Source organism: Desulfococcus multivorans (assembly GCF_001854245.1).
Lineage (GTDB): Bacteria > Desulfobacterota > Desulfobacteria > Desulfobacterales > Desulfococcaceae > Desulfococcus > Desulfococcus multivorans.
Genome location: NZ_CP015381.1, coordinates 2313357 through 2339970, shown reverse-complemented (window position 1 = coordinate 2339970; position 26614 = coordinate 2313357). Strand labels below are relative to the sequence as shown.

Below are 26614 nucleotides of genomic sequence, written 5' to 3'. Positions count from 1 at the left end.
AGGCTGAAGGCTATAGGCTGAAGGGGTGCATCTGTGCCGAACGGGGTATTTATGCCTCTTCAGCCTTCAGCCTCCATCACGAAAGCCGAGAGATGCGTCCTTATTTTTTCCGGGTCTCAAAGGTATCGAGAGATACCCTTCGTTCCTCGGCGGACACGCAGGCCAGGCAGGCCTCGATTTCAAAATCCATCAGCGCCTCCATGCTTGTCTCTCCTTGAGCCATGTGAAGCCCCTTTTTGATCATTTTGATGGAAAGCGGGGCGTTTTGTGCGATCTTTTCGGCCATGGAGAGCGCCGTTCCCATGAGTTGCTCCAGGGGAACGGCGAGGTTGACGAGCCCGATACGCGCTGCTTCCGATCCCTCGATGAAGTCACCCGTAAAGAGCAGCTCCCTGGCCTTTCCCGGTCCGACGAGATCCTGGAGAAGGCGGAGCGCGCCGCCGGTCACCGAAGAGGCGACCTTGGCTTCCGGCAGCCCGATGCGGGCGTTTTCAGCGGCAATGCGGATATCGCAGGCCAGGGCCAGTTCGAAGCCCGAGCCGATGGCATACCCGTTGATGGCGGCGATGACGGGTTTATCGAACCGGATGAGGCGTCGGGAAGCCTGTTGGAGTTCCTCGAGATAGGCGCGATAGTCCGTTTGGCTGCGGTTTCGACTGTCTTTAAGGTCGGCCCCCGATGAAAAAGCCCTGCCCTCCCCGGTAATCACGACGGCGCGAATATCGGGATCCGCACCGGCCTCCGCCAGTACCGTCTGAAAATCGAGCCACAGACGACGATTCATGGCATTGAGAACCTGGGGGCGGTTCAGGGTGATGATGCCGACGCCCTTGCGTTTTTCGTATCCAATGCATTCGAGATTCATGGCTTTTCCTTTCTTTGGGCTGAAGGCTATAGGCTGAAGGCTGAAGGGGTGCGTGTGTGAGGAACGGAGCGTTGATCACCCCTTCAGTCTTCAGCCTCCAGCCTCCAGTCGTTAGTCTTCAACCTTCCCTTTTATCATTTTCTACGCACAACCCCCGCGCATGTCAAAGGGATTTGATCGGGTATTGAGGTTATTTTTACCAAAAACAGTTTGACTTCTTAAAAATTTAATAAGAGTAATGAACTGGATAAGGGATGAATATCAAAAAAATGAGTGTCATACCTCCAGAAAAGGACAGGCTGTGATCATCAACTCGCTTTTGGATACCGATTTGTATAAGCTTACCATGATGCAGGGTGTGCTGCACCAGTTTCCGTGGGCCGAAGTCGAATACGAGTTCAACTGTCGGGACGACAGCATTGATTTGTCGCCCGTCGTCGATACCGTCGCCGCCGAAATCGATCACCTCTGCACCCTCAGGTTCACTCCGGAAGAGCTGAATTATCTCGGTGATCTGAGATTCCTGAAAAAGGATTTCATCCAGTTTCTTCGTCTGTTTCATCTCCAGCGGGACTACATTCATGTCAAAAGCGAGGACGGCAAATTCAAACTCGGGATCAAGGGGCCCTGGTTGCATACGATTCTTTTCGAGGTTCCGGTTCTGGCCATTGTGAACGAGGTCTACTTCAGCAATATCGTACCCCACCCGAATTTCGATACGGGCCGCGGGAAGCTCTTCGACAAGATCGCACTCGTCAAGGCCGCCAACGCGGAGAATCTGGGGTTCAGTTTTTCCGATTTCGGGACCCGACGACGTTTCTCCAGAGCGTGGCAGGAGCATATCATCGCGGTCCTCAAGAAGGCGTTGCCCCGCAATTTCATCGGGACGAGCAACGTCTATTTCGCCAGAAAATTCGACCTCACGCCCATCGGCACCATGGCCCACGAATGGATTATGGCGGCCCAGGCTTTGGGGCCCCGACTCGTGGACAGCCAGAAATTCGCCCTTGAACATTGGGCCCAGGAATATCGCGGCGACCTGGGCATCGCCCTGTCCGATACCGTGGGGTTCGAAGCGTTTCTGAGCGATTTCGACATGTATTTTGCGAAGCTATTCGACGGCTGCCGGCATGACAGCGGGGACCCCTTCCACTGGGGCGACCGTCTCATTGCTCATTACCGGAGACTGAAGGTGTCTCCGCAGATCAAGCGGGCCATTTTCAGCGACGGCCTTTCCTTCGACAAAGCCATCGAGCTCGCCCGGTATTTCAACGGACGGATTCAGACCGCCTTCGGCATCGGCACCAACCTCACCAACGATATTACCGAGAAGCCTGTTCAGATCGTCATCAAAATGATCCGATGCCAGGGCGCTCCCGTCGCCAAGATATCCGACACCCCGGGCAAGCAGATGTGCAAGGATGCCGAGTATCTATCCTATCTCAAGAGCGTGTTTAAACGAAAAGTAGCGGCAGGAGGTCTACCATGAAAACACTGTTGATGATTATCGACCCTCAAAACGCCTTTTGCGATCCCGAAGGCGAACTCTATGTCGGGGGTGCGGATGCGGACATGCAGCGCCTTGCCGGCTTTATCCGCCGTCGCGCCGGGGATATTCGCCAGATTGTCGTCACGCTCGATTCCCACAACAAAATTCACATCGCCCATCCCATCTGGTGGATCGACGCCGACGGCAAGCCTCCCGAGCCGTTTACCCGAATCTCCATCCGGGATGTCGATGCCGGACGCTACCGAGCGGCGGATCCGAGCCACCGCGAATGGACCCGGACCTACATGGAAACCATCGGCGAACACGTGATCTGGCCCTACCACTGTCTGATCGGCACGTGGGGGCATCAGGTTTTCGCGCCGCTGCTCGACGTGCTGAACGACTGGCGGGAACGGTTTCACGATCTCGATTTCGTAATGAAAGGCGCCAACCGCTTCACGGAAAATTTTTCCGCTATCCGGCCTTCGGTAGCGGTTCCCGACGATCCTTTCACCCAGATCAACCAGAGTCTGCTGCAGAGACTTGACGAGGCCGACCGAATCTGGGTGGCCGGAGAAGCCGCCTCTCACTGTGTGGCGGATACGGTGGCGGACGTCGTTCGTTTCAGCAACGACCCGGAGATTCCGCGAAAGATTGTCCTGTTGACCGACGCCATGTCGCCCGTCGCCGGATTCGAGGAAAGGGCGGCGGCCTTCTTTGAACGGATGCGCGCTGCGGGGGTTGTTCTTTCGGAAACGGAACGGGCCGCATGAGGTGTCCCGGGCGAGTATGCGCCGTCCCGAGGGACGTATCATGACAGAACGGATTCTCAAATTCGGAATCGACGTTCACGGCGTCGCCGATGCGGATGTGGCTTTTTTTTCCGGGTTGACGCGTCTTCTGGTCGAGAACGGCCACGAGGTGCATCTTCTCACCGGCGTCGAAAGAACACCCGAACTGGAACACTATCTGAAGACCGTTCTGGGACTCTCCTGGACGCATCTATTCTCCATTATCTCCCACGCCAGGGAATCGGGCGCGACCATAGAAACGATTCGAGGGAATCCCTACGTGGATGAAGACCTGTGGGAGCGTGCCAAAGCGGAACACTGCCGGCGAAACGGCATCGATCTACACCTGGATGATTCAGCAGTCTACGGCCGCCATTTTCGAACCCCCTACGCCAAGTACTACAAGAACCGCCGGCCCCGTAAAAAACGGAAGATCGCAATTATCGGAGGGTCTTTCAACCCGGTGACGAACGCTCACATCATGATGGCTGAAGCGATCCTGAAGGTTCTGCCGGATGTTCATCAGGTGTGGATGATGCCGGCCTATCACCACCCCTTCGAGAAGCATCGGGGGTATTCTTCGCATCGCATCCGAATGATCCGGCTGGTGGAGACGCCGGGAATCCGGTATTTCGGTTATGAGATCGACCACCGGCTTTCCGGGGTGACCTATGAGACCTTCTCCCGATTGCTCGACGACCCGGACTATCGGGATTATTATGTCTTTCACATGGTGATCGGGGCCGACTGCGTGTTTGATTTCGACACGAAATGGCAGCATGCCGATGCATTGGCCGCGCGGGTGCCGTTTATCATTCTGCCCCGGGCGGGTTACGACCTGGAGCGATATCACGGGCTGTTGTCGCGGCCCCCCCATGTGATCCTTACGGACGTCGCAATCCCCGATATCAGCGCAACCGAGGTCCGGGCCAGAGCCGCCGCAGGCGTTTCGATTCGAGGGTTGGTGCCCGCCGCGGTTGAATCCTATATCCGGCATCATCGACTTTATCGGAGGAAAGGCGAAGGCGAAACCGTTTCCGCCCTGCCCGACCGCCATTTTCAGCCTCGGCGGCAATCCTCGACCACAACCCCGGCGGCCTTGTGCGATCGATCTTCGGTTTTTATCCATATCGCCGTTTGCACGTTGAAAGACGATCAACTGTCGGTGCTGATGATCCGCGGAAAAGATGAACCTCCCGCCGGCGAATGGATGCTTCCCGGCGGTCCCCTGGAACTGCCTTTTCGGGAAGATCTCTCTGAGATCGCCGTTCGGAAACTGGCGGCGGAAACCGGTCTTGCGGACATTTACATCGAGCAGCTGAAAACCTACGGCGGTGTCGTCGAATCCAGGCAGGAATGCCGGGTCAACGTGGCCTATTTCGCGCTGGTACCCTATGAGCGCATCGCCGGTCGTGAGCGCTCCGGCAATTCGGCGGAGTCTGCGTGGATGCCTCTCAGGGACTACCGAACGATTCCTGGAGACCGTAACAGGGTTCCGGCAAAGGATCAGGAGCGCATTCTCCTCGACCTGACGGAACGAATTCGTGGGAAAATCTCTTACACGCCCATCGCTTTCGAACTGGTTTCGGACCGGTTCACCTGGCCGGATCTGCGGAAGGTTTATGAGATTGTTCTGGGCCGGCGGCTGGATGCGGCCAATTTCAAGCGCAAGATCCGATCCATGTACCGAATCCGGGAATTGACTGCGGAGGGGGGCGCTTATTCGGTGGGGCGCCCCCCTAAGCAGCTTAAATTTGATGGTATCAAAGAGGGCTACGTCTGATTGGGGGTCTGGTCCCTTTTTCCCGAGGGATCAACGCATGACGAGGAGGCGCTGGCCCGGATGAATGGTGCTGTTGTATCGCAGCTGGTTCCACTCGAGCAGATCCCTTAAAGGAATGTTCAGGCTTTCGGCGATCAGGGTGAGGGTGTCGCCCGCTTTCACGACGTAAATCTCTTTTTTCATGGCCGCCCGGGCCGCTTTCTGTTGGGCGAGAAGGGTGTTGAAGCGTTGGGCAAAACCCTTCGAAGCACCCTTGGGGACCAGTATGACATGGTTTCCCTGAACCAGGCGGTTGCCGCGGATTTCCGGATTGAGATCCTTGATCTTCTTGAAATAGGTGCCGGCGGCGTCGGCAATGGTCCGAACAGGGACGTCGCTGGTGATGTCGAGACGAACTCGATCAAACGCCACCGGTGGGTAGAGATCCGACGGAGAAAGATCGAAACCGTATTTGGACAGGTCTGAGAGCACCAGCTTGATGGCGAGAATTCTGAATATGTAACGTTGGGTCTCCAGGGGAAGATAGAGATGGTAGTAGTTGCGCGTGTTTTGTTCCGCGATTCGTCGATTGAGCCCCGCCTCGCCCATGTTATAGGATGCTGCGGCAAGCGTCCATGAACCAAAGTCCCCATACAATTTTTTGAAATAGCGAATGGCCGCCCGGGTCGAGGCGAAGATGTTCCGGCGTTCATCGATGTCATTGTCGATTCTGAGCCCGTATTTTTGCCCCGTCCACTTGATGAACTGCCAGTAGCCGACGGCGCCGGCCGAGGACCCGATGTGGGGAAGCAGTGCGCTCTCGGCAATGGCGACATATTTCAGGTCCTCGGGCATGTGGTTTTCCCGGAGCATCTTTTCGATGAAAGGCATGTAGCGGGCCGAACGCTTGACGTAGAGAATGAACTGCGGCCGGTTCCAGATCGTGAGCAGCAATTCCTTCTCCAGATTTTCCAGGATGTCCGGGTCGTCCAGCGGCACGGGCTCACCGCAGAAGTCGAGAGGCGGTGAAATCCGGATGTCCGCGAGGTTGGTGGGAAACAGGGAGACCTCTGAGATTTTCAGGGGCGTCTCTGCCGCGAGTCCGGGAGCCGCGAGGAAAATCCAGGTTGTCATTGCCAGAAACGCTTGTCTGATATTCATGTTGACGTCATATCTTCCTTGATGGGTTAATCGGCAGGATTACAGCTTATCGGCCTTGGTGGAGAGGTATGACGCCACACCCTCCGCAGAGGGCGTCATTCCCATATCTCCCTTGCGCCATCCCGCAGGGCAGACCTCCCCGTGCGCCTCGGTGAACTGGAGCGCATCCAGGATTCTCAGCATTTCATCGACGTTTCGCCCCAGGGGCAGATTATTGACCACCTGATGTTGAACGATGCCGTCCCGGTCGATGAGAAAAGAGGCCCTGAGGGCAACACCGGCTTCGGGATGCTCCACCCCGTATTGCCGGGTGATCTCATGCTTGACATCGGCGACGATGGGGAATTGGACCGCACCGATGCCGCCGTCGTCGACGGAGGTGTTTCGCCACGCGAAGTGGGTGAACTGGCTGTCGATGGATATGCCGATCACTTCGGCGTTGCGCTCATGGAATGCGTCTATCCTGTGGTCGTGGGCAATGATTTCCGTAGGGCAGACAAAGGTAAAATCGAGTGGCCAGAAAAAAAGAACGACATATTTTCCCCGGTATTCGCTCAACTTGAAATCGTCCCGGATGATACCGTCGGGCATGACCGCCGGCGCCGTAAAGTGGGGAGCGGGTTTTGCGACCAATATACTCATGGATTCCCTCCTCTCCTTGTTAAATCCGTTGAAACAGCGCGACTGTCGACCGTTGCGAGATGAGACCAAAGGTCTAAGGGGAATTTCGCACATTCGGACTGCGCCGCACAGTGCGCCTTGCGTAACGAGCGCACCCCTTGAGGCCATCGTCTCCAGCCTACCGACTCGGGGGCCGCCGGGGGAGCATGTATCACCCTTTGCCGACACCCGAAAGACGATAGTGAAACGTCATTATCACATGTGTTGACGCTTAATCATAAGACCGTTTCGCGGATTTTCAAGTCTGTGTTTCCCAACACCTTCGAATGCCCCCCCCCACAATCCGCTATCGTTTGGCAGGTCTGGAAAAGGTTTTGATCTGATTGGAAAACAGTTTAGCACAGGTCGGACAATAGCGGTGCTCTTCCTTGGTATGGGGATGCGGCTCGGTCCGTTGTTCGATGTATGCCAGGAATTTGGTGGTGGCAAAACGCTTACCGCAGGCTTCGCAGGTGGCAAGGGGATGACGAACGATAATCTCATCCCGGATGCTGATGATACGCATATTATCCTGATCCTCAACCTTGATGGCCCCTGTGGGACAGATATTGGCACAGGTGCCGCACCCGATACAGCGTCCTTCGACAGGGACGACATAATGGGTTCCGTTTCGTTTTTCCATTTTCAGTGCGCCGGCCCCCACGATATCTTTGCATATCCGGACACACAGACGACAACGGATGCACCCGTCCGGGGCAGGCCCCAGGGGGACGTTGTACCGTTCAGCCATCTGTCGAATTGGTTTGGATTGCGGCGCCATCTGGAGAAGGTTTCTGAACGCCTTGATGCGGGCTTCCTGGACTTGATCGCTTTCAGTTGTGATGACAATACCATCCTTGACCTTGAGAATGCACGAAAGCATGGTGGTCGGAATATTCGCCATGTCGGGGTGGCCGATGATCTCGACCACGCAGAGTTTGCAGGATCCCGAGGGTCTAAGGGCAGGGTGAAAGCACAGCGCGGGGATATCCACACCGTTAGCCCTCGCAGCCTCAAGCACGGATGTTTGCTTTTCCACCGAAATACGCCGGTCGTTGATTACAAAATTGATCATGATGTGCTCCAATTAATGGTTGAGGGCACGAAGACAATCCTGAGGCAGGCGATGAGTCCCTTTTCCCTCCAGGCTGACCTCGATAAGGGCGTCCGGATCGTTCACCGAAGTGTCCGGATCCACGATAATACCGTGACACCCGATATACTCGTCCATGTAATCCTCCCAACTCTCGTCTTCGGAACGCTGAAAAACTTCGATGTGTTGACCCTTGCGAAACGTCATTTTACACCTCCTTGGAAGAGGAAAGGATTTCCACGTTGGCGGTTGCCGTGTTTTTTCTCAGGCAGACATCGCACAGCAGTCGTTTGTCGAGGACCTTGCCGACGGGGCCGATGCGACGGCGGATATATTCGATATATTTCCGGGTGCCCAGAACGGCACCGCATTCCTCGCAATGAAGAATCTTTTTCCGGTTGAGCACCGTTCCGCAGAGGGACAATACCCGCTCGCCGTTGACGTCTTTCATCTGCATGGCGTTGTTGGGGCAGTTGTTGGCGCATGCCCCGCAGAGAATGCAGCGATCCTGGGTCACCCTGAAGTCGGTCTCCACGGGGTGATCGAAGTCGAAATAGCCCATCTGGAGGGCGTTCACCTTCATTTTGTCCCGGCAGACCTCGACGCACTCGCCGCATCGCCGGCAGATATCGCACCGCAGGCAACGACGGGCCTCCTCCCGGACCGCGTTTTCGGGGTATCCCAGTTCCACCTGCTGAAAGGTGGTGCGACGGCGATCCAGGTTGAGCAGGGGCATCTCGGGCCGCTTCAGGATCATCTTCGTCGTCGCCGGCACCTCCAGGTGCTCCACCCGAGCGCGGCGGACCGGAACCGGCGGCATTTTGGGCTGCGGAATTCCCGACAGATAGCGGTCGATGGCCAGTGCGGCGCGTTTTCCGCCGCCGATGGCCTCGATAACGGTGGCGGGACCGGTCACGGCGTCCCCCGCCGCAAAGACGCCGGGAATCGATGTCTCCATGCTGACCATGTTGACGTCGATGGTGCTGCGGCGGGTCCAGTGCATATCGGTGAGATCCGCCAGACACGACTGCTCCACGCGTTGGCCGATGGCGCCGATGACAACGTCCGCCGACATGACGAAATCGCTGCCTTCGACAGGCACCGGCGACATGCGCGAGCTGCCTTCCCGGGCCACCAGCTTGGCCCGGAGGCACCGAAGCCCGGTGGGCTTGTCGTTTTTGCCCTCCACCTCGATCGGCACCGTGAGAAAAGAAAAAATGACCCCCTCTTCCTCGGCCTGCTCCACCTCCTCGATGTCGGCGGGCATTTCGTTCCGGGTCCGGCGATAGGCGATAGTCACCTCTTCACATCCCAGCCGCAGACAGGTCCGGGCCGCATCGATGGCCACGTTGCCGCCGCCGATGACGACGACGCGTCTGCCGGGTTTGCGGCGGTCACCCAGAGCCACCCGGCGCAGGAGGTCGATGGCGTCGGTCACCTGATAGTCGGTTTCGCCCGGGATGTTGAGCTTGTATGCGGCATGCGCGCCGACGGCGATGAAAAATGCATCGAATCCCTCTTCCCGGAGGTCCGGGAAGGTGACGTCCCGCCCCAATCGCGTATTGAACCGGAATTCGACCCCGAGTTCCTCGAGCATGGCCGTTTCCCGGTCGATGACCTCCCGGGGAAGACGGTATCGGGGAATGCCGACGAAGATCATCCCGCCGGCCGACGGGAGGGCCTCGATGACGGTGACCGCGTATCCTTTGAGGGCCAGATAGTATGCGCAGCTCATGCCGCCCGGTCCGGCGCCGACGACGCAGATCTTTTTGCCTTTATCGGGTTCCTTCGACGGGTTGACGTAATTGCCGTCGGACATGGCCCGCTCGGCCGCGAAGGCTTTGAGAAATTTGATGGAAATCGGGGTGTCGATTCGCCCCCTGACGCACATGTATTCGCAGGGGCGGGTACAGATGAGGCCGCAGACCCAGGGAAAGGGGTTGTCCCGTCGGATGACCTCGATGGCCTCTGCGTCTTTTCCCATACCGATGAGGGTCACATAGGTGGGAACGTCGATGCCCGCGGGGCAAGCCATCTGGCAGGGCGCCGGCGCCAGCTTGACGCAGGCGCCCGTGGCGCAGTTGTGGGTCTCCACATGGCTGATGAACACCTCCCGGTGTCGCGATAGATCCTCCTGAATCGAACGGCCGACCTCAACCGAGGCCGGCGAATGATCAAGATCCACCAGCTCCGCGGCCAGGTCCTGAATGGCCGGGATATGGTCCTTTCCCGCTCGCCCCCAGGCCACGTCGTTGAGGAGTTCCAGAATCTCCTCCGCGATACGACGACTTCGGGGATGAACGATCCGGCCCGATCCGAGGGCCTCGTTCAGGCGAGTGACGGCGTCGTTTACCGGACAGGCCGCCACGGTGCAGCTTTGATTCGCCATTGAGTCCCCCCTCCTATTCCTGGTCCAGAGCGGCCACATGACGGGCGTGTCGCTCCCGACGGATCTGCGTCGTTTCCTCGGCCTTGCCGAAATGGAGGCATCCGGTGGTGCAGATGGTGACGCAAGCCGGTTTGAGACCGCGATCGATCCGGTCCATACAGTAGTCGCACTTGACCACCTTACCCAATTCCGGATTCCATTGAGGGGCGCCCCACGGACAGGCCGAAATACAGGTTTTGCATCCCACGCAGAGGTTGTTGTCCACAAACACGATGCCGTCCTTTTCCCGTTTCTGCATGGCGCCGGTGGGACAGGCCGCTACGCACCAGGGGTTTTCACAATGGAAACAGGGCATGAAGATATAGGAAGCCTTGGGGAGGTCGCCGATAAGTTTGGGTCCGACGGTCAGCACCTGGCACAGCCTCGGTCCGACGGGCAGGGATTTATGGGTTTTGCACTGCACTTCGCAGGCATGACAGCCAATGCATTTGTGGGTGTCTTGAAACAGATAGTATTTGCTCATTTAAGTCTCCGTTTGTTCCGCTCATCCTTCCGGGTTTCTCTTTCCGGGATTTTCCGGGTCCGGAGGGAAAGCAGTTCCCTATGGATATGTTAATATACCTATACCATTTTTGACGCTTTTTCACAAGCAATAGCGATGCCAGGTTTGCGCTCAATGAATATCGACCTCAATAAATATCCAATCACATACAATAGATTTCAAAATCAATACGATAAGAAAATTTATCGTCCCCGGGAGACGGCGCTCGGATGGAATGGGGTGAAGGGGGTTGCAAAGAAAATATTGCATCTGTCATATTTTTATGCGATAGGCTTATCTTTCTCAAAATATATATAAAAAATCATGACGCAGTAAATTTGACGCAATAAAAAAAATGCTGCTGCTCTCCTGCCGGCGGTGTTTTGAACGCCGACCCCGCCTCGCCGGGCAGGGGTCCGACCCGTTCCCATCCCTCGGCGGCCTTCTGTCGGCAAGCATCGAAGCGGTGGACGTCATGGGTTTTGAGTCGAACCGGACAATATGGCATGTTGTTTGCTGCATGTTGCCGCTGAGAGAAATTTTGCACGGAAAGGTGGTGTGGCTGTTGATGTAAATCCGGAAACCCGCGGAAAACTTCAAATTGAAGGTGCGGACTGTTTGTTTTGAAATGAAAGTTCAAAGCTCTATGATTAGGAGGAAATGATGCAAAAAAAACTGGCCTCGTTTTTGGTGATTGTCGTGATATGTCTGACGGTGGGACTTCCGCTTTTGACGGCGACGGCGGCTCATGCCGACAAACTGGCGGACGCCATCGCCGCAGCCCCGATCGGAACTGGAGCCGGACAGATCGATCCCAGCAAATCTTCGGGATTTCTTGGCATTCCCGGCGCGCCCGATCCCGGTATGATCATGTGTTTCCTGTGGGCCATCTGGGTGGGCTGGATTTTCTCGACGGTGGGCGCCTTCGGCGGCGTCATGGCCGGCGTCGGCCATATCACCATCTACGGTCTGGGCGCCTATGCCAAGACCTTCAAGGATACCGCAAGCCCCCTCAACAAGTTGATGACCGATTCCATCCGGGTTTCCAACCAGTGGCTGGTGGGGCTTTCGGCCTTGGTCTCCACCGTCAATTATGGTCGCCAGAAACGCCTGGTGACCTCCCTCGGCTTTTTTCTGGGCATCGGCGCCTTGTTCGCAACCCTGATGGTCGTCTACGGGACCGCCGGAAAGGTCAGTTTCTCCCAGTACCAGGGATGGTTCGGGCTCTGTGTGTTTTTGATCGCAGCCTTCATGATCTATGAAATGAGCCCCAAGGGTCAGTCCAACAAGAAAGCCGCCAAAGAGGCCGTCAAGGCCTTCGAGGAAACCGTCAAGTGCAAGGGCGACATCTGTGAGCAGGGTGTCGAGACCCTGAAATGGAGCCTTGCCAGAACCGAAATCTCCTTTTTCGGGCAGAAATTCACCTTCAGCCCCATCTGGGCCTTCGTGGGTGGTTTTCTCATCTCCGCGCTGGCTTCCTTCATCGGCGTGGGCGGCGGCTTCCTTTACGTCCCCTTTCTGACCAGCGTGGTGGGCCTCCCCATGTTCGTGGTTGCCGGGACATCGGCCCTGGCGGTTCTCATCGGCATGATTTTCTCCATCTTCCAGTTCATGGTGATGAAGGGTATCCCGGTCTATTGGCCCATGATCGGCGTCGAGCTCATCGGCATCTTCGTGGGCTCCATGATCGGCCCCCGAACCGGCAAGTACATTCCTGAAAAAGTGCTCAAGTGGATCTTCCTCGTGCTCGCTTTCTACATCGGGCTGCGCTACACCCTGAGAGGCTTTTTCGGCATCTCGCTGCTGTAAATTCCGTGTTTCTCCAAACCGCCGGTCCGGCCGCCGCCCATTGGGTGCGGCAGCCGGATCGACGGTGCGTTCGCCAACCCTGCCGATCTTCGAGGATATGAAACGATGGCCTCTTTTTTCACAGACTTTTACCGGATCGTGGACCCTTTCCTGATCTTTTTTTATCGGGGGACCGGCATTCCCATCGTCGATTATTTCATCGGCACCTTCGTCCTGGCGTTCATGACGGTGGTGATCGGCGAGATCTGCGTCTCCCTGGCCATTCGGTTCAACCGATCCCATATCGACGGAATGAAGCAAGAAGTTGCCCGGAAGGAGAAAATGGCCTTCTCGGCTTATGCCGCGGGGAACCAGTCCGGATACAAGGCCCTCAACAAGGAAGCCACCGACGAATGGGGAAAGCAGTTTTTCACCATGGCCGCCTATTCCTGCGGGATCCTCTGGCCCATCCCCTTCGCCCTCGGTTGGATGCAGACCCGGTTCGGGGGTGTGGAATTTGCCGTTGGTTTCCCCTTTTCCCTTGTGGGGCTGGAAAGCGTGGGGTACCTGTTCTCCTTTTTTCCGATCTACGTCGGCTGCCGGATTCTCTTCAAGTACATGAGGCCGTGGCTTCCCTATTTCAGGGGTGTCCAGAAAATGCTCGCGGAGCAGCCGGAGGTGTCTTGAGTACCGTCGGGAGCCGCGTTTCATACGCGCTTCTCATGGCCGCCGGGATGACTCTGGCCGCTCCGGGTCCGGTTTTCGCCACCCAGGCCCACGGGGACCCCGAGGGTTTGTACGTCCACCAGATGTCTCACCTCTTCCTGGCCTATTCCATGGGGCTTCTCATCTACTGGCTGAGGCGGCGGGGTCTGGTGCTGACGGGGGGATGGCGCAACCTTCAGTATTCAGCGCTTTTCTTCATTTTCTGGACCATCGACGCCTTCACTGTTCACCTCATGGACGAGCAATACCCCATCATCCAGGTTGCCCGACGCGATGACTGGATGTTGCAGATCGATTCGATCCCGGACGTCGACTGGATCAAGGGGCTTTACTACCTGGTCAAGCTTGACCACCTCTTCTGCGTGCCGGCCCTGTTTCTGCTTTATCTGGGGCTGAAACAGCTCCTCAAGCGACACCCGGCCGACGAGGTCCCGGCAGGCCCATGATCGTGCCGGCCATTCCCATTATCGTGGTGGACCTGGTGGGTTCCGTCGCCATGATCGTTCTGAGCTTCATGTGCATCGGACTGACACGGGAGCTGAACCGACGAAACCCCAATCACCTGATGTGGACCTACCTCCTCTGGATGAGTTATTTTCTGGCCGGGTTCGCGGTATCCCGCTCCGCCGGCCACATCCTGAAGCAGGTCCTGCTTTTCACGGGGCACGGGGAGGTGTGGGAGCTCATTCGGCCCTTCAGCGGCGGGGTCAACACCTTCATGCTGATCATCGTGGCGTCCATTACCCTCTTTTTCGGACAGGCATGGCGGGTGTATCGGGAGATTATGAACGATAAGACCGCCATTCAAACCGCCCATCGCGAGCTGCTCGACCTGAACGAAAACCTGGAGAGGCGCGTAAGGGAGCGGACCGAGGCTCTGGCACGCTCCGAAAAACAAATCGCCCAGGCGGACAAGCTGGCCTCCATCGGTCAGCTCTCCTCGGGCATCGCCCACGAAATCAACAATCCACTCGGCATTATCCTGGGGTATACCCAGCTGTTGATTCGATCCGAGCCTGCCGGCACACAGAAATTCGAAGACCTCAAGATCATCGAGAAGCATGTCAAGAACTGCAAGGCCATCGTTGCCGATCTTCTCAATTTCGCCCGAAGCTCGAAACCGGAAAACACCCTGGTCGATATCCACGATATCATCGAGGAGGTGCTGGTTTTCGTTACCCACCAGGCCGGCGCCAATGCGCTCACCTTCCGGAGAGAATACGATCGGAGTGCGCCCCCGCTTTACATGGACGAAAAAAAGATACGACAGGTGCTGATCAATCTCATCATGAACGCCCAGCATGCCAACCACAATCAAGGAACCATTCGAATCGCCACGCTGTACGACGCGCCTGCGGGTCAGCTTCTGATACGCGTCAAGGATACGGGCTACGGCATTGAAAAGAAGGATCTTCCCCGTATTTTCGATCCGTTTTTCACCACCAAACCCACCGGAGAAGGCACAGGCCTGGGTCTGGCCGTCAGCTACGGCATCGTGAAAAATCACGGCGGGAACATTTCCGTGGAGAGCGAACCCGGCAAAGGCGCCGAATTCACGATTACGCTGCCGGCCACGCCCCGGCCGGGAGATCATGTATCATGACAACGCGCGCCATTCTCATCGTTGACGACGAACCGGACATGCTCGTGCTGCTGAAACGCAGCCTCGAACCGGACCTGAAATGCCGGGTGACCCTCGCATCGTCCGGAACCGAGGCGCTCCGGCACGTCTCCCAGGGATATTTCGATCTGATTCTGGCGGACATCAAGATGCCGGGTATGGACGGACTTGCCCTGCTGGAGATGGTCAAACGGGATTATCCCGAACAGACCGTCGTGATGATGACGGGTCACGGCTCCATCGAGACGGCAGTGGAAGCCATGAAGCACGGTGCCTACGATTTCATCACCAAACCGTTTGACCACGATGCGCTTGTACTCCGGCTGGAAAAGGCCCTGGAGCGCAGCAGCCTGATCCGGGAAAACCTCCGTCTGAAAAAAGAGACCCGAACGTCCCACGTCTTTCAGGATCTGGTGGGAAAGAGCGCCGTCATGCAGCGGGTATTCGAGACCATCCGGATGGTGGCCAATACGGAGTTTACGGTCCTGATCACCGGAGAATCCGGTACCGGGAAGGACCTGACCGCCCGGGCCATTCATGCCTTGAGCGCCCGAAGCGAAGGGCCCTATGTCCCCGTCAATTGTCCGACCGTTCCCGAGCACATCCTCGAAAGCGAGCTTTTCGGCTACAAGAAAGGCGCTTTTACCCACGCCACCCAAAACAAGATCGGCCTTTTTCAGGAGGCCGACAAGGGGACGCTTTTTCTGGACGAAATCGGCGACGTCAGTCCGGCGATTCAAACGAAGCTTCTCAGGGTCATCCAGGAAAAGGAGATCAAGCCCCTTGGCGACAACCGGACCATCTCAGTGGATGTCCGGATCATTTCGTCCACCAACCAGAACCTTCGGGAGAAGATTCGGGAGGGTACCTTCCGGGAGGACTTTTTTTACCGTCTGAACGTTCTGCCCATCACCTTACCGCCGCTTCGGGAGCGTCGGGAGGATATTCCCCTGATTGCCGATCATATCCTGGCAAAGCACTGCCGCAAGCTTTCGAAGCCCCTGAAGACGCTGTCACCCAAATTGATGGAACTGCTTGTCGAACGCCCCTGGGAGGGCAATGTGCGTGAACTGGAGAACGTCATCATCCAGGGGATTCTCTTTTCCGGCGGCGAAGAGATTCAGCCCCGGGACATCGGGATCGAAAGACTGTCCGGAACGGGGGACTGTCCGGAGGAAGAGACCTTGCTCGACCTGCCCTACAGGGATGCCAAGGAAAGAAATCTGCAGCGCTTCAACAATGCCTACATTGGACGGCTCCTCGCCGAAACCGGCGGAAACGTCACCCAGGCCGCCCGCAAATGCGGCCTCGAACGTCAGTCTCTCCAGCAGATCATGCGGCGCTACCGCATTCTGGCGGATCGGTTCCGTTGACCCCGCCGACGGTCGGCAGACGAATGATGAAGGTGCTGCCTTTGCCCGGGGTGCTCTCGACATCGATCTTCCCCCCGTGGGCCTGCACGATATGCTTCACGATGGCGAGCCCCAGGCCGGTGCCCCCTTCCTTTCGGCTGCGGGATTTGTCGACACGGTAAAACCGCTCGAAAAGCCGGGGCAGGTGAGATCCGGGGATGCCGATGCCCTCGTCCTCGATGCGAATCTCGACGCTGTCTTTGATAAGCCGTGACCGAACGCGGACCGCTTTGCCGGTGCCGCTGTACTTGAGGGCGTTGTCCACGAGATTGACCACGGCCTGCTCCAGGAAATGGGCGTTGATCTCGGCGACGACGGCTTCGTCGCAGTCCACCTCCACGGCGATCTTCTTTTCGTCGGCCCGGACCCGGCAAACCTCGACGGCGTTCCGGATAACCGGCGCCATGGCTTCCCGCTTCAATCCGATCCCCCGGTTCCGCCCTTTCTGCTCGATCTCGGAGAGCTTCATCAAATCCTCGATTATGGCGGTGAGTCGGTCGGCATGTTTTTCGATGATCCGAAGAAAGCGCCTGGCCGCCTCGGGATCGTCCACCGCGCCGCCGAGCAGGGTTTCGACAAACCCCTTGATGGCCGTCAACGGTGTCTTGATTTCATGGGAGACGTTGGCCGCGAATTCCCGGCGTACGGTTTCCAGCCGCCTCAGTCGGGTGATGTCGTGAAAAACGATCAATGTGCCGATCCGTTTGCCGTTGGATTCACGAAGCGGCGACGAATGGGTGCCGAGGATGCGTTCCGCCTCTTCCTGATAGAGACGGATCTCGCCTTCGGTGTCGCTCTTCCCGCCCAGGGCGTCATGAACGAACCGATGGAGCTGGGGATTTCGAATGACCTCCTGAATGCTTCGACCGATGGCGTTGGATGGTTTGAAATTGAACATTCCGGCAGCCGCCGCATTGGCGTTGATGAGGGTTTCGTCCATGTTGAAGGCGATGACGCCCTCCTGCATGCTCGACAGCACCGCCTCGAGTTCTCCGCGCTGCCGGTCCACGGTCTGAATGCGGTCGTTGAGCTCCGACGCCATCTGGGTAAGCGTGTTGACCAGCATAACCATCTCTTTGGACTTGGGCGGGGGGATGGCATAGGTGAAATCCCCTTTGGCGAATCGCTCGGCGCCCTTTCGGACCTCCTCGATGGGGCGGGCGATGCGGCGGGCCACGGCATAACCGATCACAGCCGCCATCAGGGCGACCAGAAGACCCGCCTGGAAAATCGTTCGTTGAAAGCCGCCTATCTTTCGACCGATCTCATCCAGCGGCAGCGCCGTCCGAATCACCGCCAGTGTTCTGCCCTGCCGCTCGACAGGCACGGCAACGTACATCATGGACGTCGACAGGGTTTCGCTGTGCCGGATGGACTGTCCGGTCGATCCCCGAAAGGCCTTGCTGATTTCAGGCCTTCCTGCGTGGTTGTCCATGCGTGCGGGGATTTCCTCGGAGTCCCCGACCACCCTGCCCGAGGGCAGGACGACGGTAATGCGGGTGTCGGCATGGCGACCGGCTGTTTTGCACAAACGGTCGAGGGCGGCCTCGTCGAGGGGCGTCAGACGCCCCAGAACCGAATTCCGCAACAGGTTCGCCCGGGATTCGAGCCCCAGGGTCATCTGTTCGTGATAGTAGCGTTTCATGACGGCCGAGGTGTGGAGGCCGACCAGGGCAAGCGCCATCAGGATGACGACAAGATAAGACGGGTAAATCCGCCAGAACAGGCTCTTGGGCGTTTTCATGACAGTTCCTTGAACCGGTATCCGACGGCGCGGACCGTCTGGATATAGTTCCCGCAGGAGCCGAGTTTTTTTCGCAGCCCGACGATCTGGACATCCACGCTCCGGTCGGTGACGGGGTAATTTTCGCCCCTGACGGCGTCGACGATCTGGGATCGGGTGAACACCCAACCGGGGCGACGGCTTAGAAAGAGCAGAATCTGGAATTCCGTGAAGGACAGGTCGATCTCCTTTCCCCGGAGCTCGACCCTGCGTCTGCCGGGATCGATGACCAGATCCCGGATGCGGATGACGGTGCCGGGGTCCGCGACATCCGACCTGTTCCGCCGGATGACCGCTCGGGTCCTGGCATTCAGAACCCGGGGACTGAAGGGCTTGGTCACATAATCGTCGGCCCCGATTTCCAGGCCCAGCACAATGTCGGCCTCTTCCCCCCTGGCCGTCAGCATAATGATTGGAATGTCGCGGGTTCTGACATTGTTTTTAAGTCGCTTGGCCACTTCGATGCCGTTGATCCCTGGCAGCATCAGGTCCAGAAGAATCAGATCGGGATGTTCGTTTCCGGCGATTTTGAGGGCTTGTTCGCCGGTCTCCGCCGGAATCACATCGAAGCCCTCACCGACGAGGTTGTATCGGACGAGTTCAAGGATGTCCTCTTCATCATCCACGACGAGAATACGTGCTTTGGTGGTCATCTTTTTCCGTCTCCCGGTGACGCGACAACGGTTTCGGCCGAGCCGTCGCTCTGATGATTTCATGAAAGGCTGAAGACTGAAAGCTGAAGGGGTGCGCCTGCAACGAATGGCGCGTCCTCGGCGAACGAGGCGTTTGTGCCCCCTTCAGTCTTCAGCCTTCGGCCTTCAGTCTCCCTGGAAATTGCGTCATTAAAAAGATTGCGAAATTGTTCACATCAACATATCATGAATAAAAATGAAATGATGTTAAAATTATGTTAAATTCAGGAGAGGTTATGAACTGGCGGCATGTCTACGATAATTACCCGATCAACCGTGAAAAGATATGGCTCAACAACTGCGGCATCACGCCTGCGGGAACCTACGTCATCGAGGCAATGACGCGCTTCCTGAACGATTTCGCCCAACACGGCGCCCACGCCGCCGCGGCCGACTATGGACGCGTTCTGCGTCGAATCAAGGCCGTGCTTTCCACCCTTCTGGGATGCGCACCCGAGGAACTCTGCCTGCTCCACAACACGGCGGAGGGGATGAACGTGATCTCCCGCGGGCTGCGTTTTGATCCGGGCGACGAGATTATTCTGCTTGAAAACGAGTACCCCAGCAACGTCTATCCCTGGCGCCACTGGGGTGATAAAGGGGTAAAACTCTTGACGGCCCCCGCGGCCCCCACCCCCGACGCCTTCTTCGAAGCACTGCTGGCCATGGTGACGTCGCGGACGCGTCTGATCACCCTTTCAGCGGTTCACTGGTGCACCGGCATGCGGCTGCCCCTGGCCCGCATCGGCGAACTTTGCCGTGATCGGGATATCCGCTTTGTGGTGGACGGTGCCCAGGGTGTCGGTATGCAGCCCATGGACGTTCGACGCATGAACATCGATTTCATGGCGTTTTCCGCCTGGAAATGGCTGATGGGCCCACTGGGATTGGGCGTCCTGTACATTGCCGAAAAACGGCTGACGGAGCTGGATCCGGTCTTTGTGGGCACCTCCTCGGTGGTCATGGACGAGGTGTATCTTCCGTACAAAAGCGATTTTAAACCCACCGCGGACCGCTTCACGTTTTCGACCCCCAGTATCGGCGACTGGGTCTATTTCCTGGCCGCCTTGACCTACCTGGAGCAGATCGGCTTCGACAAGGTCCGCGATCGGATTTTCGAGTTGGCCGAATATCTGAAGCAGCGGCTTCGGAATATCGGCTTCCAGGTGCTCTCGGATCGGTTTCCGGATCACCCCACCGGCATCGTGGTCTGTGAAAAACCCGGCGTTCAGTCCGGTCCCATGGTCCAGCGTCTGGCTGAACAGAAGGTGGTCGCTGCCGAACGTCTGGGACGGATCCGTTTCTCCCCCCATATCTATCTGTCCGAGTACCAGATCGATGCAGCGGCGCGATCCCTCTCCCAGGCCTGCATGGGGCAGATGTACGCCCAGTCCGTGAGACGATAGAAAGGTGACAGAGATGAAAGAAGACAAGATCGACATTGATCGAAGCACCGCCGAGGCGGGCGTTCCGACAAAGAAAGGTTGGGTTCGGCGGCTGCTCGACTGGCTGGCCGAAGGCACCCGAAAATCCCTCAAAAATGGAACCGGGTGTCCGACCTGACGGATCAAATGACTGGTGAACCACGGTCCGTGGACATTGACATCGATATTCAGCGTTATCGCAGGGTCAGAGCTTTTTTTCTGAAGGTGGTGATTCAGGCCCTATGGTGGGATGTTCTCATCAACCGTCCCCTCCTCAGACGGTTCCGCCCGGAACCGATTGGCCGATGGCGGCAAATCGCCCGGGAGTTTCGCGCCCTGGCGGTGGAAATGGGCGGGGTTCTGATCAAGTTGGGCCAATTCTTGAGCATTCGTGTGGATATCCTTCCGATGGAGATCACCAGGGAGTTGTCCGATCTTCAGGATGAGGTGCCGCCCGAATCCTTCGATCGGATCAAAGCCCGTATCGCTTTGGATTTCGGCCGGCCGGCCGATGAGGTTTTCGCATGGATTTCCCCGGTTCCGGTCGGTGCCGCTTCCCTGGCCCAGGTCCACGCGGTGCGCCTCGACACCGGAGAACGGGCCGTCTCCAAGGTGTTGAGACCGGGAATCGAGGAGCGGGTGGCGGCGGATCTTGCCGCCGTCAAAGCAGCGCTCGCCTGGTTGAAATGGTACGAACCCATCCGGCGACGGATCGATCCGGACTGGCTCTATCGGGAGTTCAGCGCCGTGACGCGGAAGGAACTCGATTTTTCCAACGAAGGACAAAACGCCGAGCGCCTGGCTGAGGATACCGCCGATGATCCCGGGGTCTATATCCCCAAAATCTACTGGTCCCATTCGGCCGGCGGCACGTTGACGCTGGAGGACGTCGGCTTCATCAAGATCGGCGACGTCGATGCCCTCCGCCGGGTGGGGATCGATCCGGCACGCGTGGCGGACCGCCTTTACGCGCTCTATATGCGGCAGGTCTTTGAAACCCATTTCGTTCATGTCGACCCGCATCCCGGAAACCTGTTTGTACGCCCGTTGCCGCTCCCGGAGGAATTCGAAAGGGGCGTGACGGCTTTTGCGCCGGGAGATTCAGTGCCCTGCGGACCGAACCGCCCATTTCAGATCGTTTTCGTCGATTTCGGTATGATGATTTTCATCCCGGAGCGGCTTCAATCCGCCCTGCGAGACTATGCCGTGGGTCTCGGGACCCGAGACGCTCGCCGGATCGTCGCATCGTATCTCAAGGCCGGCACACTTCTGCCCCATGCGGATCTGCAGCGGCTGGAGGCGGTCCACGAAGCCCTGCTCGACCGGTTCTGGGGCGTTCAGGCCGGGCGGCTCCATGAAGCAGCCATCAGGGAGGCCCGATACTTCGCGCGGGAATACAGCGACGTCATTCTCAACGCCCCGTTTCAATTCCAGGCGGATATGCTCTTCGTCATCCGTGCCGTCGGCATCCTGTCCGGGATGGCCGCCCATTTGGACCCCGAATTCGACGTCTGGTCCAAAACCATTCCTTACGCCCGACGCTACGCCGCATCAGCCATGGAAAGGTCCTTCCTCTCCCTGCCCGAAAACACGGTCGCACTCCTCCGAGCGTTGTGCCGGCTGCCCCGTAAGGCGGATGCCATGATGGACCGAATTCATCAGGGCCGGCTGGTGGTGCGGATGACCCCTGATCAGGATGGGCGTCGTGTCCTGACCGATATCGGTCGGTCGGTGGATCGGCTGGCGAACCATGTCCTCGCGGCCGGTCTTCTGGTTTCCGGAGCCGTCCTATTCGGGATCGCGGGTGGGGTATTTTTCGGAAAAATTTTCATGATCACGGGGGGTTTCGTCCTTCTGCTCTCCTTGCGCAACCGGTAAGATTCTCTTGAAAATAGCGGATGCCTCTGATAGGGTGACGATGTTAAACTGGTTTCCCATGACGGCGGCGCCCCTTCCGGGATCGGCGCTGTTACATTGCGATTCGGATACAGGAGGGAAGGATGCAGAAGTGGGTGCGGTGGCTTGTCCTGGGCATTGTCGCGATCATACTGCTCTCAGTGGCCTACGTCATATTCAATTTCGTTTTTCTCAATTTTTTCGTGAATCTCTGGTGGTTCGATTCTCAGAACCTCAAGGGATATTACCTCATGCGGCTCTTTTACCGGTACCTGATTTTCGGCGCCGTCACCCTGGTCCTGTTTCTCATTTTCTTCTTCAATTTCTGGATTGCATCGCGATACCTGGGCCTCTCCCCGGACTCCTGCGTCATGCCCGATACCGCCGAGAACGAACGGAAGACACGACGCTGGATGAAGATGATCCAAAGCGGATCCATGAAGATCTACACCCCCATATCGGTTTTTCTCGCCTTTCCGATTTCCGTTCCCTTTTATGAACGTTGGGAGCAGGGGTTGCTGTTCTTCTTCGGGAGCTCCGCCGGATATCGGGACATCGATCTCGGTCTGGACATCAGCTTTTTCCTGTTTGGATACCCGATATACGAGTTTCTGCAGTCTCAGCTCATGATGGTCTTCATCTTTCTTTTCGCCTTTCTTTTCATCCTCTATTTCGTCGAAAATCGTCTGCTCTGCCGGATAGAAGAGGTCATTCCCAAAGGTGCCAAAATCCATCTGGCCATCGTGGCCCTCATCGTCGTGTTGTTGCAGACGTGGGGGTTTCTGCTCAAAATCGTCGAACTCCAGTATGTTGAAACCCATGAGCCTATTTTTTACGGCCCGGGGTTCATCGAGAACTGGATCGACATCCCCCTGATCCTGTTGACGACGTTTACCTTTCTGGGAACGGCCGTTTCGTTCCTTCTGTTTTTCTTCAAGCGCAAATTTCTCAAGGCTGGTGTGGTGTTCGCGGCGTTTTTCCTGATATTTCTGGGCGTCTACAATACGACCTCTCTTCACGAGTCGGTGGATAAATACGTCGTTCAGCCCAACGAGATGATCCGGGAAAAGCCGTTCATCGAAACCAGCGTCGCGTCGACCCTTAAAGCCTATAAGCTCGACCAGGTCATAACGGATAATCTCCGCGTCACTCAGAATCTCGATCTGGAGAAGAACCCCGCGCTTCAGGATGCCCTGTCCAACATACCGGTGTGGGACCGGGAACTCCTGGACGAGGTCTACCGTCAGCTTCAGGGGTTCAGGACCTACTACTCCTTTCCGGACGTGGACGAAGACCGGTACACCGTGGCGGACGTCTACCAGCAGGTCAACATCGGCGCGCGGGAGATCAACCTCGATGACCTGCCCGAAGCGGCCCAGAACTGGATCAACCGGCACCTGCAGTACACCCACGGTTACGGCGTGGTCATGAGCCCTGCCGCCCAGGGCGGAGAAGAGCCCATGACATGGTTCATGCGCGATATCCCCCTGCAGTCGGATTACGGGATTACGGTGCGCGAGCCGAGAATTTACTACGGCGAACAGGATTATGCCTATGCCATCGCGCCCAACGACATCGGAGAGATCGATCATCAGCGGGGCGACAAAGATATTATGACGGACTATGCGGGAAGCGGCGGCATCCCCATTACCACCCTTCTTCGGAAGCTGTTGTTTTCGGTGTATTTCAACGACCGCAACATTTTTTTCAGTACCAAGACGACCTCCAGGAGCCGTATTCTGCTCCGCAGGAACATCGTCGAGGCGGTGAACCAGATCACGCCCTATTTCCTGATGGACAAGGATCCCTACATCGTGGCCACCCCCAGGGGGATGTTCTGGATCATGGACGCCTACACCACATCGGCATATTTTCCCAACGCCCACGCCTATCGCACCACCGATCCCGCATCCACCTTCTATGGCAAGGATTTCAACTATATCCGCAACTCGGTGAAGATCGTTATCGACGCCTACAACGGTACGGTGATGTATTACCTGGCCGATCCGGAGGATCCCATCGCCGATGCCTACGACCGGATTTACCCCGGGCTTCTGAAGCCGATGAGCGAAATGCCCGAGGATCTGCGGAATCACGTCCGCTATCCCCGGGATCTTTTTGCCGTTCAGATGGCCATCTTCGCCAAGTATCACCAGACGAATCCGGAACAGTTCTATCAGGACGAGGACACGTGGGAATTCGCCAAGATGAGCCGGGGCCCCATGAATCCCTACTATATGACCGTCAGCCTCAAGGCGGGGGACGACCAGGGCTTCATACTGGTGAGCCCCATGAGCCCCATCGGTCGGGACAACCTCCGGTCGATCGTCACGGTGGGCTGCGATGTTTCCAATTACGGCCGGGTCACCGTATACAGCTTCCCCCGCGGTCAGCAGGTGTACGGTCCTTCCCAGATCGAGGCGCAGATCAATCAGAACAGTCTCATCGCTCAACAGCTGAGTCTCTGGGATCAAGCCGGATCCCAGGTCCAGTTCGGTCGGATGGTGCTTCTGCCCCTGGAAGATCTGATCCTCTACATTCAACCGATCTACATGATATCGGCCAAGGGCCTGAAGATTCCGGAACTCCAGCGGATCATCGTCAGCCAGGGGGAACTGGTGGTGATGGAGCGCACTATCGAGGAGTGTATTGAAACGCTCCAAAAAATGCTGGCGATGCGATTGGAACGCATCCAGAGGCGTTTCCCGGCCGCCGAAGACGGGGTGCTGCCGGCTCCGGCGCCGCCGGCTCCGGACATCGTTCCGGCACCCGGGACCGGCAATGAAGCGCCCATGGTCCCGCCGCCGGCTCCGGACATCGTTCCGGCACCCGGGACCGGCAATGAAGCGCCCATGGTCCCGCCGCCGGCCCCGGCACCCGAAGCCGAAACCGAAGGCCAATAGCCGCCGGTTATGGATGCGTCTCCAGGGTTTCGGCGCAGATGACGGCGTCGCTCCGAAAAATTTCGTCTTTCAAGGCCCCGGAGCGGCGGCGACCATCCGGTCGACCTTTCGGACATAGGCCCGGATATCGCATTTTCGCTCAAGACCCGAGGCGGCCATGTACCGAATCTTGCCGAAAACAGGCCGTTCCTTCCAGGCCCGGTCGTGGAGACCGAAAATCCACCCGATGCCTGCGTAGGAATTGGGATCCCGGCCGTCGATGAAGTACCGATTGTTGAGCCTGATGAGCCGTTCGAATGCGACTTCGGGCGTTTCGCTCCATTCAAGCACCTTTTTACCCCAGTACATCCGCATGTAATTGTGCATGAAGCCGGTATGGATCATCTCCTTCATGGCGGCGTTCCAGTAAGGATCATGAGTTTCGGCCTTTTCCAGCTCGTCCGGCCCGTAAAGTGCCGGACGATTGTCGCCCCGATGCGCGTCAAGGGTTTTTCGAGCCCACGACGGCAAGGTTTCGTATCGATCGTACCCTTTGGCGTACCAGACATGGTTGACGGCCAGCTCGCGTCGGACAATGAGCTCTTCCAGAAAGGCCGCCGCCCCCTCAGGACAATCCCGTTGCACGGCATGAACCTTCATCGCCAGCCACAGGGGTGATATCTGTCCGAAATGAAGATAAGGACTCATGTGGGAGACGTCGTCCAGCTGCGGCTGGTTTGCGTGACGGTCATAGACCGCAAGGCTGCGATGGAGGAAGTCTTCGAACCGGCGTTTGGCATGGGCGGTGCCGCCGGTGAAAAAGAGGCTTGGCGGCACGGATAGATCGTCCAGACCTATCATTTTCAGTAGATCGTCCGGAGAATCGAGGGCGACGTCTTCGGCGTTCAGGATATCCGCCGGGTCGATGTGGGAGGAGGATATCTTCAAAGGGATTTCTTCAAGCTCATAGAGAAACGCCCACAACAGTTCCTGGATTTTCATGCGGAGGATCCGGGCGTTGTAAGCCGCCTTGGGGTAGAGCGTTGCCACCGGCAAAACAGCGTCGCCGTCCACCTGGATCACCGGGCATGCGGCGGCCCCGGCCACCTCGGCCCGCCATTGGCGCTGGTGTCGAAGATACCCTTGATCGCAGATGATCGCGACGGCGCGACGGCCTGCGGCCAACGCCACATCGGGGGGATGTCCGACGTGAATTGCCAGATGGATGCCGCGACCGGCCAGCGCGGCCCGGGTTTCCGCCAGACCCTCCAGCATGAAGGTGTAGTGCCGTCGGTTGGCTTCGGGGTATCCGCTGCTGAGACCAAAGACCACCAGCAGGGGCCGCCGATGCCGATTTGCCGTTTCGACGGCGTATTCGAGGGCGGGGTTGCATTCGGCGCGCTGGGACTGCTGCATCCAGTAAAGAACGAAATCTCCGGGGGATGGGGGCCTTCGGTTCATGGGGCGGATCATCTCCTGGGGAATCTTCATGGGTCTTTTCCTCTCTGCCGGGGCGTCTTCTCTTTATTTGCTTGATTTGCCGCACGGAAGCGGTATAATTTCACAAAACTTGCGGCCGTCGTCGGGCGTGGACGACCAACATCCGCCCAGACGATTCAGACGTCGTCGGGCATAACGA

At 57.6% G+C, this 26614-nt stretch carries 22 protein-coding genes; 12 read left to right on the top strand and 10 right to left on the bottom strand.

The annotated features are described in order from the left end of the window. Nucleotides 1-100 precede the first annotated feature (100 nt). Entirely contained in the window at nt 101-865 is a 765-nt protein-coding gene (locus dmul_RS10205) for an enoyl-CoA hydratase/isomerase family protein (RefSeq protein WP_020875079.1), read from the bottom strand. Nucleotides 866-1166: 301 nt separating this feature from the next. On the opposite strand from dmul_RS10205, the gene pncB reads away from it, so the two are divergent. From pncB to dmul_RS10190, 3 genes are read left to right on the top strand one after another with little or no spacing between them, the layout of a single operon-like run. Then, the gene (gene pncB, locus dmul_RS10200) at nt 1167-2354 is read left to right on the top strand and encodes a nicotinate phosphoribosyltransferase (RefSeq protein WP_020875078.1); all 1188 of its coding nucleotides are present in this window, start codon (nt 1167-1169) and stop codon (nt 2352-2354) included. After that, nucleotides 2351-3127, top strand: a complete 777-nt coding sequence (locus tag dmul_RS10195; protein WP_020875077.1) for a cysteine hydrolase family protein — start codon at nt 2351-2353, stop codon at nt 3125-3127. Before pncB ends, dmul_RS10195 begins: the two co-directional genes overlap by 4 nt. Nucleotides 3128-3167: 40 nt before the next feature. Then, on the top strand, nt 3168-4928 hold the full coding sequence (locus dmul_RS10190; protein WP_020875076.1) for an NrtR DNA-binding winged helix domain-containing protein: 1761 nt from the start codon (nt 3168-3170) through the stop codon (nt 4926-4928). Nucleotides 4929-4958: 30 nt separating this feature from the next. On the opposite strand, the gene dmul_RS10185 is transcribed toward dmul_RS10190, so the two are convergent. The 6 genes from dmul_RS10185 to dmul_RS10160 all read right to left on the bottom strand — a co-directional run bounded on the left by dmul_RS10185 (nt 4959) and on the right by dmul_RS10160 (nt 10733). Continuing rightward, nucleotides 4959-6068: a lytic transglycosylase domain-containing protein gene (locus dmul_RS10185; RefSeq protein ID WP_020875075.1), complete on the bottom strand. Its 1110-nt coding sequence runs from the start codon at nt 6066-6068 to the stop codon at nt 4959-4961. Nucleotides 6069-6107: 39 nt separating this feature from the next. Beyond that, nucleotides 6108-6710, bottom strand: a complete 603-nt coding sequence (locus dmul_RS10180) for a peroxiredoxin (protein ID WP_020875074.1) — start codon at nt 6708-6710, stop codon at nt 6108-6110. Between the two features lie 325 nt (nt 6711-7035). Next, nucleotides 7036-7803, bottom strand: a complete 768-nt coding sequence (locus tag dmul_RS10175; RefSeq protein WP_020875073.1) for a 2Fe-2S iron-sulfur cluster-binding protein — start codon at nt 7801-7803, stop codon at nt 7036-7038. Between the two features lie 12 nt (nt 7804-7815). Then, entirely contained in the window at nt 7816-8028 is a 213-nt protein-coding gene (locus dmul_RS10170; RefSeq protein WP_020875072.1) for a hypothetical protein, read from the bottom strand. A 1-nt stretch (nt 8029) separates the two neighbouring features. After that, nucleotides 8030-10210 carry an FAD-dependent oxidoreductase gene (locus tag dmul_RS10165; RefSeq protein WP_020875071.1) on the bottom strand — a complete coding sequence of 727 codons (2181 nt, stop codon included), beginning with the start codon at nt 10208-10210 and terminating at the stop codon, nt 8030-8032. A 13-nt stretch (nt 10211-10223) separates the two neighbouring features. Continuing rightward, entirely contained in the window at nt 10224-10733 is a 510-nt protein-coding gene (locus dmul_RS10160) for a 4Fe-4S dicluster domain-containing protein (RefSeq protein WP_020875070.1), read from the bottom strand. Nucleotides 10734-11411: 678 nt separating this feature from the next. Here dmul_RS10160 and dmul_RS10150 point away from each other — a divergent pair. The 5 genes from dmul_RS10150 to dmul_RS10130 all read left to right on the top strand — a co-directional run bounded on the left by dmul_RS10150 (nt 11412) and on the right by dmul_RS10130 (nt 16259). Beyond that, nucleotides 11412-12560 (top strand): sulfite exporter TauE/SafE family protein, encoded by a 1149-nt coding sequence (locus tag dmul_RS10150; RefSeq protein WP_276327563.1) that lies wholly within the window; start codon nt 11412-11414, stop codon nt 12558-12560. Nucleotides 12561-12665: 105 nt separating this feature from the next. Continuing rightward, a complete protein-coding gene (locus tag dmul_RS10145) occupies nt 12666-13226 on the top strand; it encodes a hypothetical protein (RefSeq protein WP_020875068.1) in 561 nt (186 codons plus the stop codon). Continuing rightward, on the top strand, nt 13223-13711 hold the full coding sequence (locus tag dmul_RS10140; protein ID WP_020875067.1) for a hypothetical protein: 489 nt from the start codon (nt 13223-13225) through the stop codon (nt 13709-13711). The genes dmul_RS10145 and dmul_RS10140 overlap by 4 nt, the downstream gene beginning before the upstream one ends. Further along, nucleotides 13708-14868 (top strand): sensor histidine kinase, encoded by a 1161-nt coding sequence (locus tag dmul_RS10135; RefSeq protein WP_020875066.1) that lies wholly within the window; start codon nt 13708-13710, stop codon nt 14866-14868. Before dmul_RS10140 ends, dmul_RS10135 begins: the two co-directional genes overlap by 4 nt. Further along, the gene (locus tag dmul_RS10130; protein WP_020875065.1) at nt 14865-16259 is read left to right on the top strand and encodes a sigma-54-dependent transcriptional regulator; all 1395 of its coding nucleotides are present in this window, start codon (nt 14865-14867) and stop codon (nt 16257-16259) included. Before dmul_RS10135 ends, dmul_RS10130 begins: the two co-directional genes overlap by 4 nt. On the opposite strand, the gene dmul_RS10125 is transcribed toward dmul_RS10130, so the two are convergent. After that, nucleotides 16219-17499, bottom strand: a complete 1281-nt coding sequence (locus dmul_RS10125) for a HAMP domain-containing sensor histidine kinase (RefSeq protein ID WP_407918624.1) — start codon at nt 17497-17499, stop codon at nt 16219-16221. The two genes, dmul_RS10130 and dmul_RS10125, sit on opposite strands and share 41 nt — an antisense overlap. Nucleotides 17500-18038: 539 nt before the next feature. Continuing rightward, nucleotides 18039-18734: a response regulator gene (locus tag dmul_RS10120; RefSeq protein ID WP_020875063.1), complete on the bottom strand. Its 696-nt coding sequence runs from the start codon at nt 18732-18734 to the stop codon at nt 18039-18041. A 275-nt stretch (nt 18735-19009) separates the two neighbouring features. Between dmul_RS10120 and dmul_RS10115 the strand changes: the two genes are divergently transcribed. The 4 genes from dmul_RS10115 to dmul_RS10105 all read left to right on the top strand — a co-directional run bounded on the left by dmul_RS10115 (nt 19010) and on the right by dmul_RS10105 (nt 24996). After that, on the top strand, nt 19010-20179 hold the full coding sequence (locus tag dmul_RS10115; RefSeq protein ID WP_020875062.1) for an aminotransferase class V-fold PLP-dependent enzyme: 1170 nt from the start codon (nt 19010-19012) through the stop codon (nt 20177-20179). A 13-nt stretch (nt 20180-20192) separates the two neighbouring features. Continuing rightward, on the top strand, nt 20193-20336 hold the full coding sequence (locus dmul_RS20235) for a hypothetical protein (protein WP_020875061.1): 144 nt from the start codon (nt 20193-20195) through the stop codon (nt 20334-20336). 29 nt (nt 20337-20365) lie between these two features. Continuing rightward, the gene (locus dmul_RS10110; protein WP_159449705.1) at nt 20366-22075 is read left to right on the top strand and encodes an ABC1 kinase family protein; all 1710 of its coding nucleotides are present in this window, start codon (nt 20366-20368) and stop codon (nt 22073-22075) included. 122 nt (nt 22076-22197) lie between these two features. Beyond that, nucleotides 22198-24996 carry a UPF0182 family protein gene (locus tag dmul_RS10105; protein ID WP_020875059.1) on the top strand — a complete coding sequence of 933 codons (2799 nt, stop codon included), beginning with the start codon at nt 22198-22200 and terminating at the stop codon, nt 24994-24996. A 69-nt stretch (nt 24997-25065) separates the two neighbouring features. Here the strand turns inward: dmul_RS10105 and dmul_RS10100 are convergent, their stop codons facing one another. Further along, the gene (locus dmul_RS10100) at nt 25066-26466 is read right to left on the bottom strand and encodes a deoxyribodipyrimidine photo-lyase (RefSeq protein WP_020875058.1); all 1401 of its coding nucleotides are present in this window, start codon (nt 26464-26466) and stop codon (nt 25066-25068) included. Nucleotides 26467-26614: the final 148 nt, after the last annotated feature.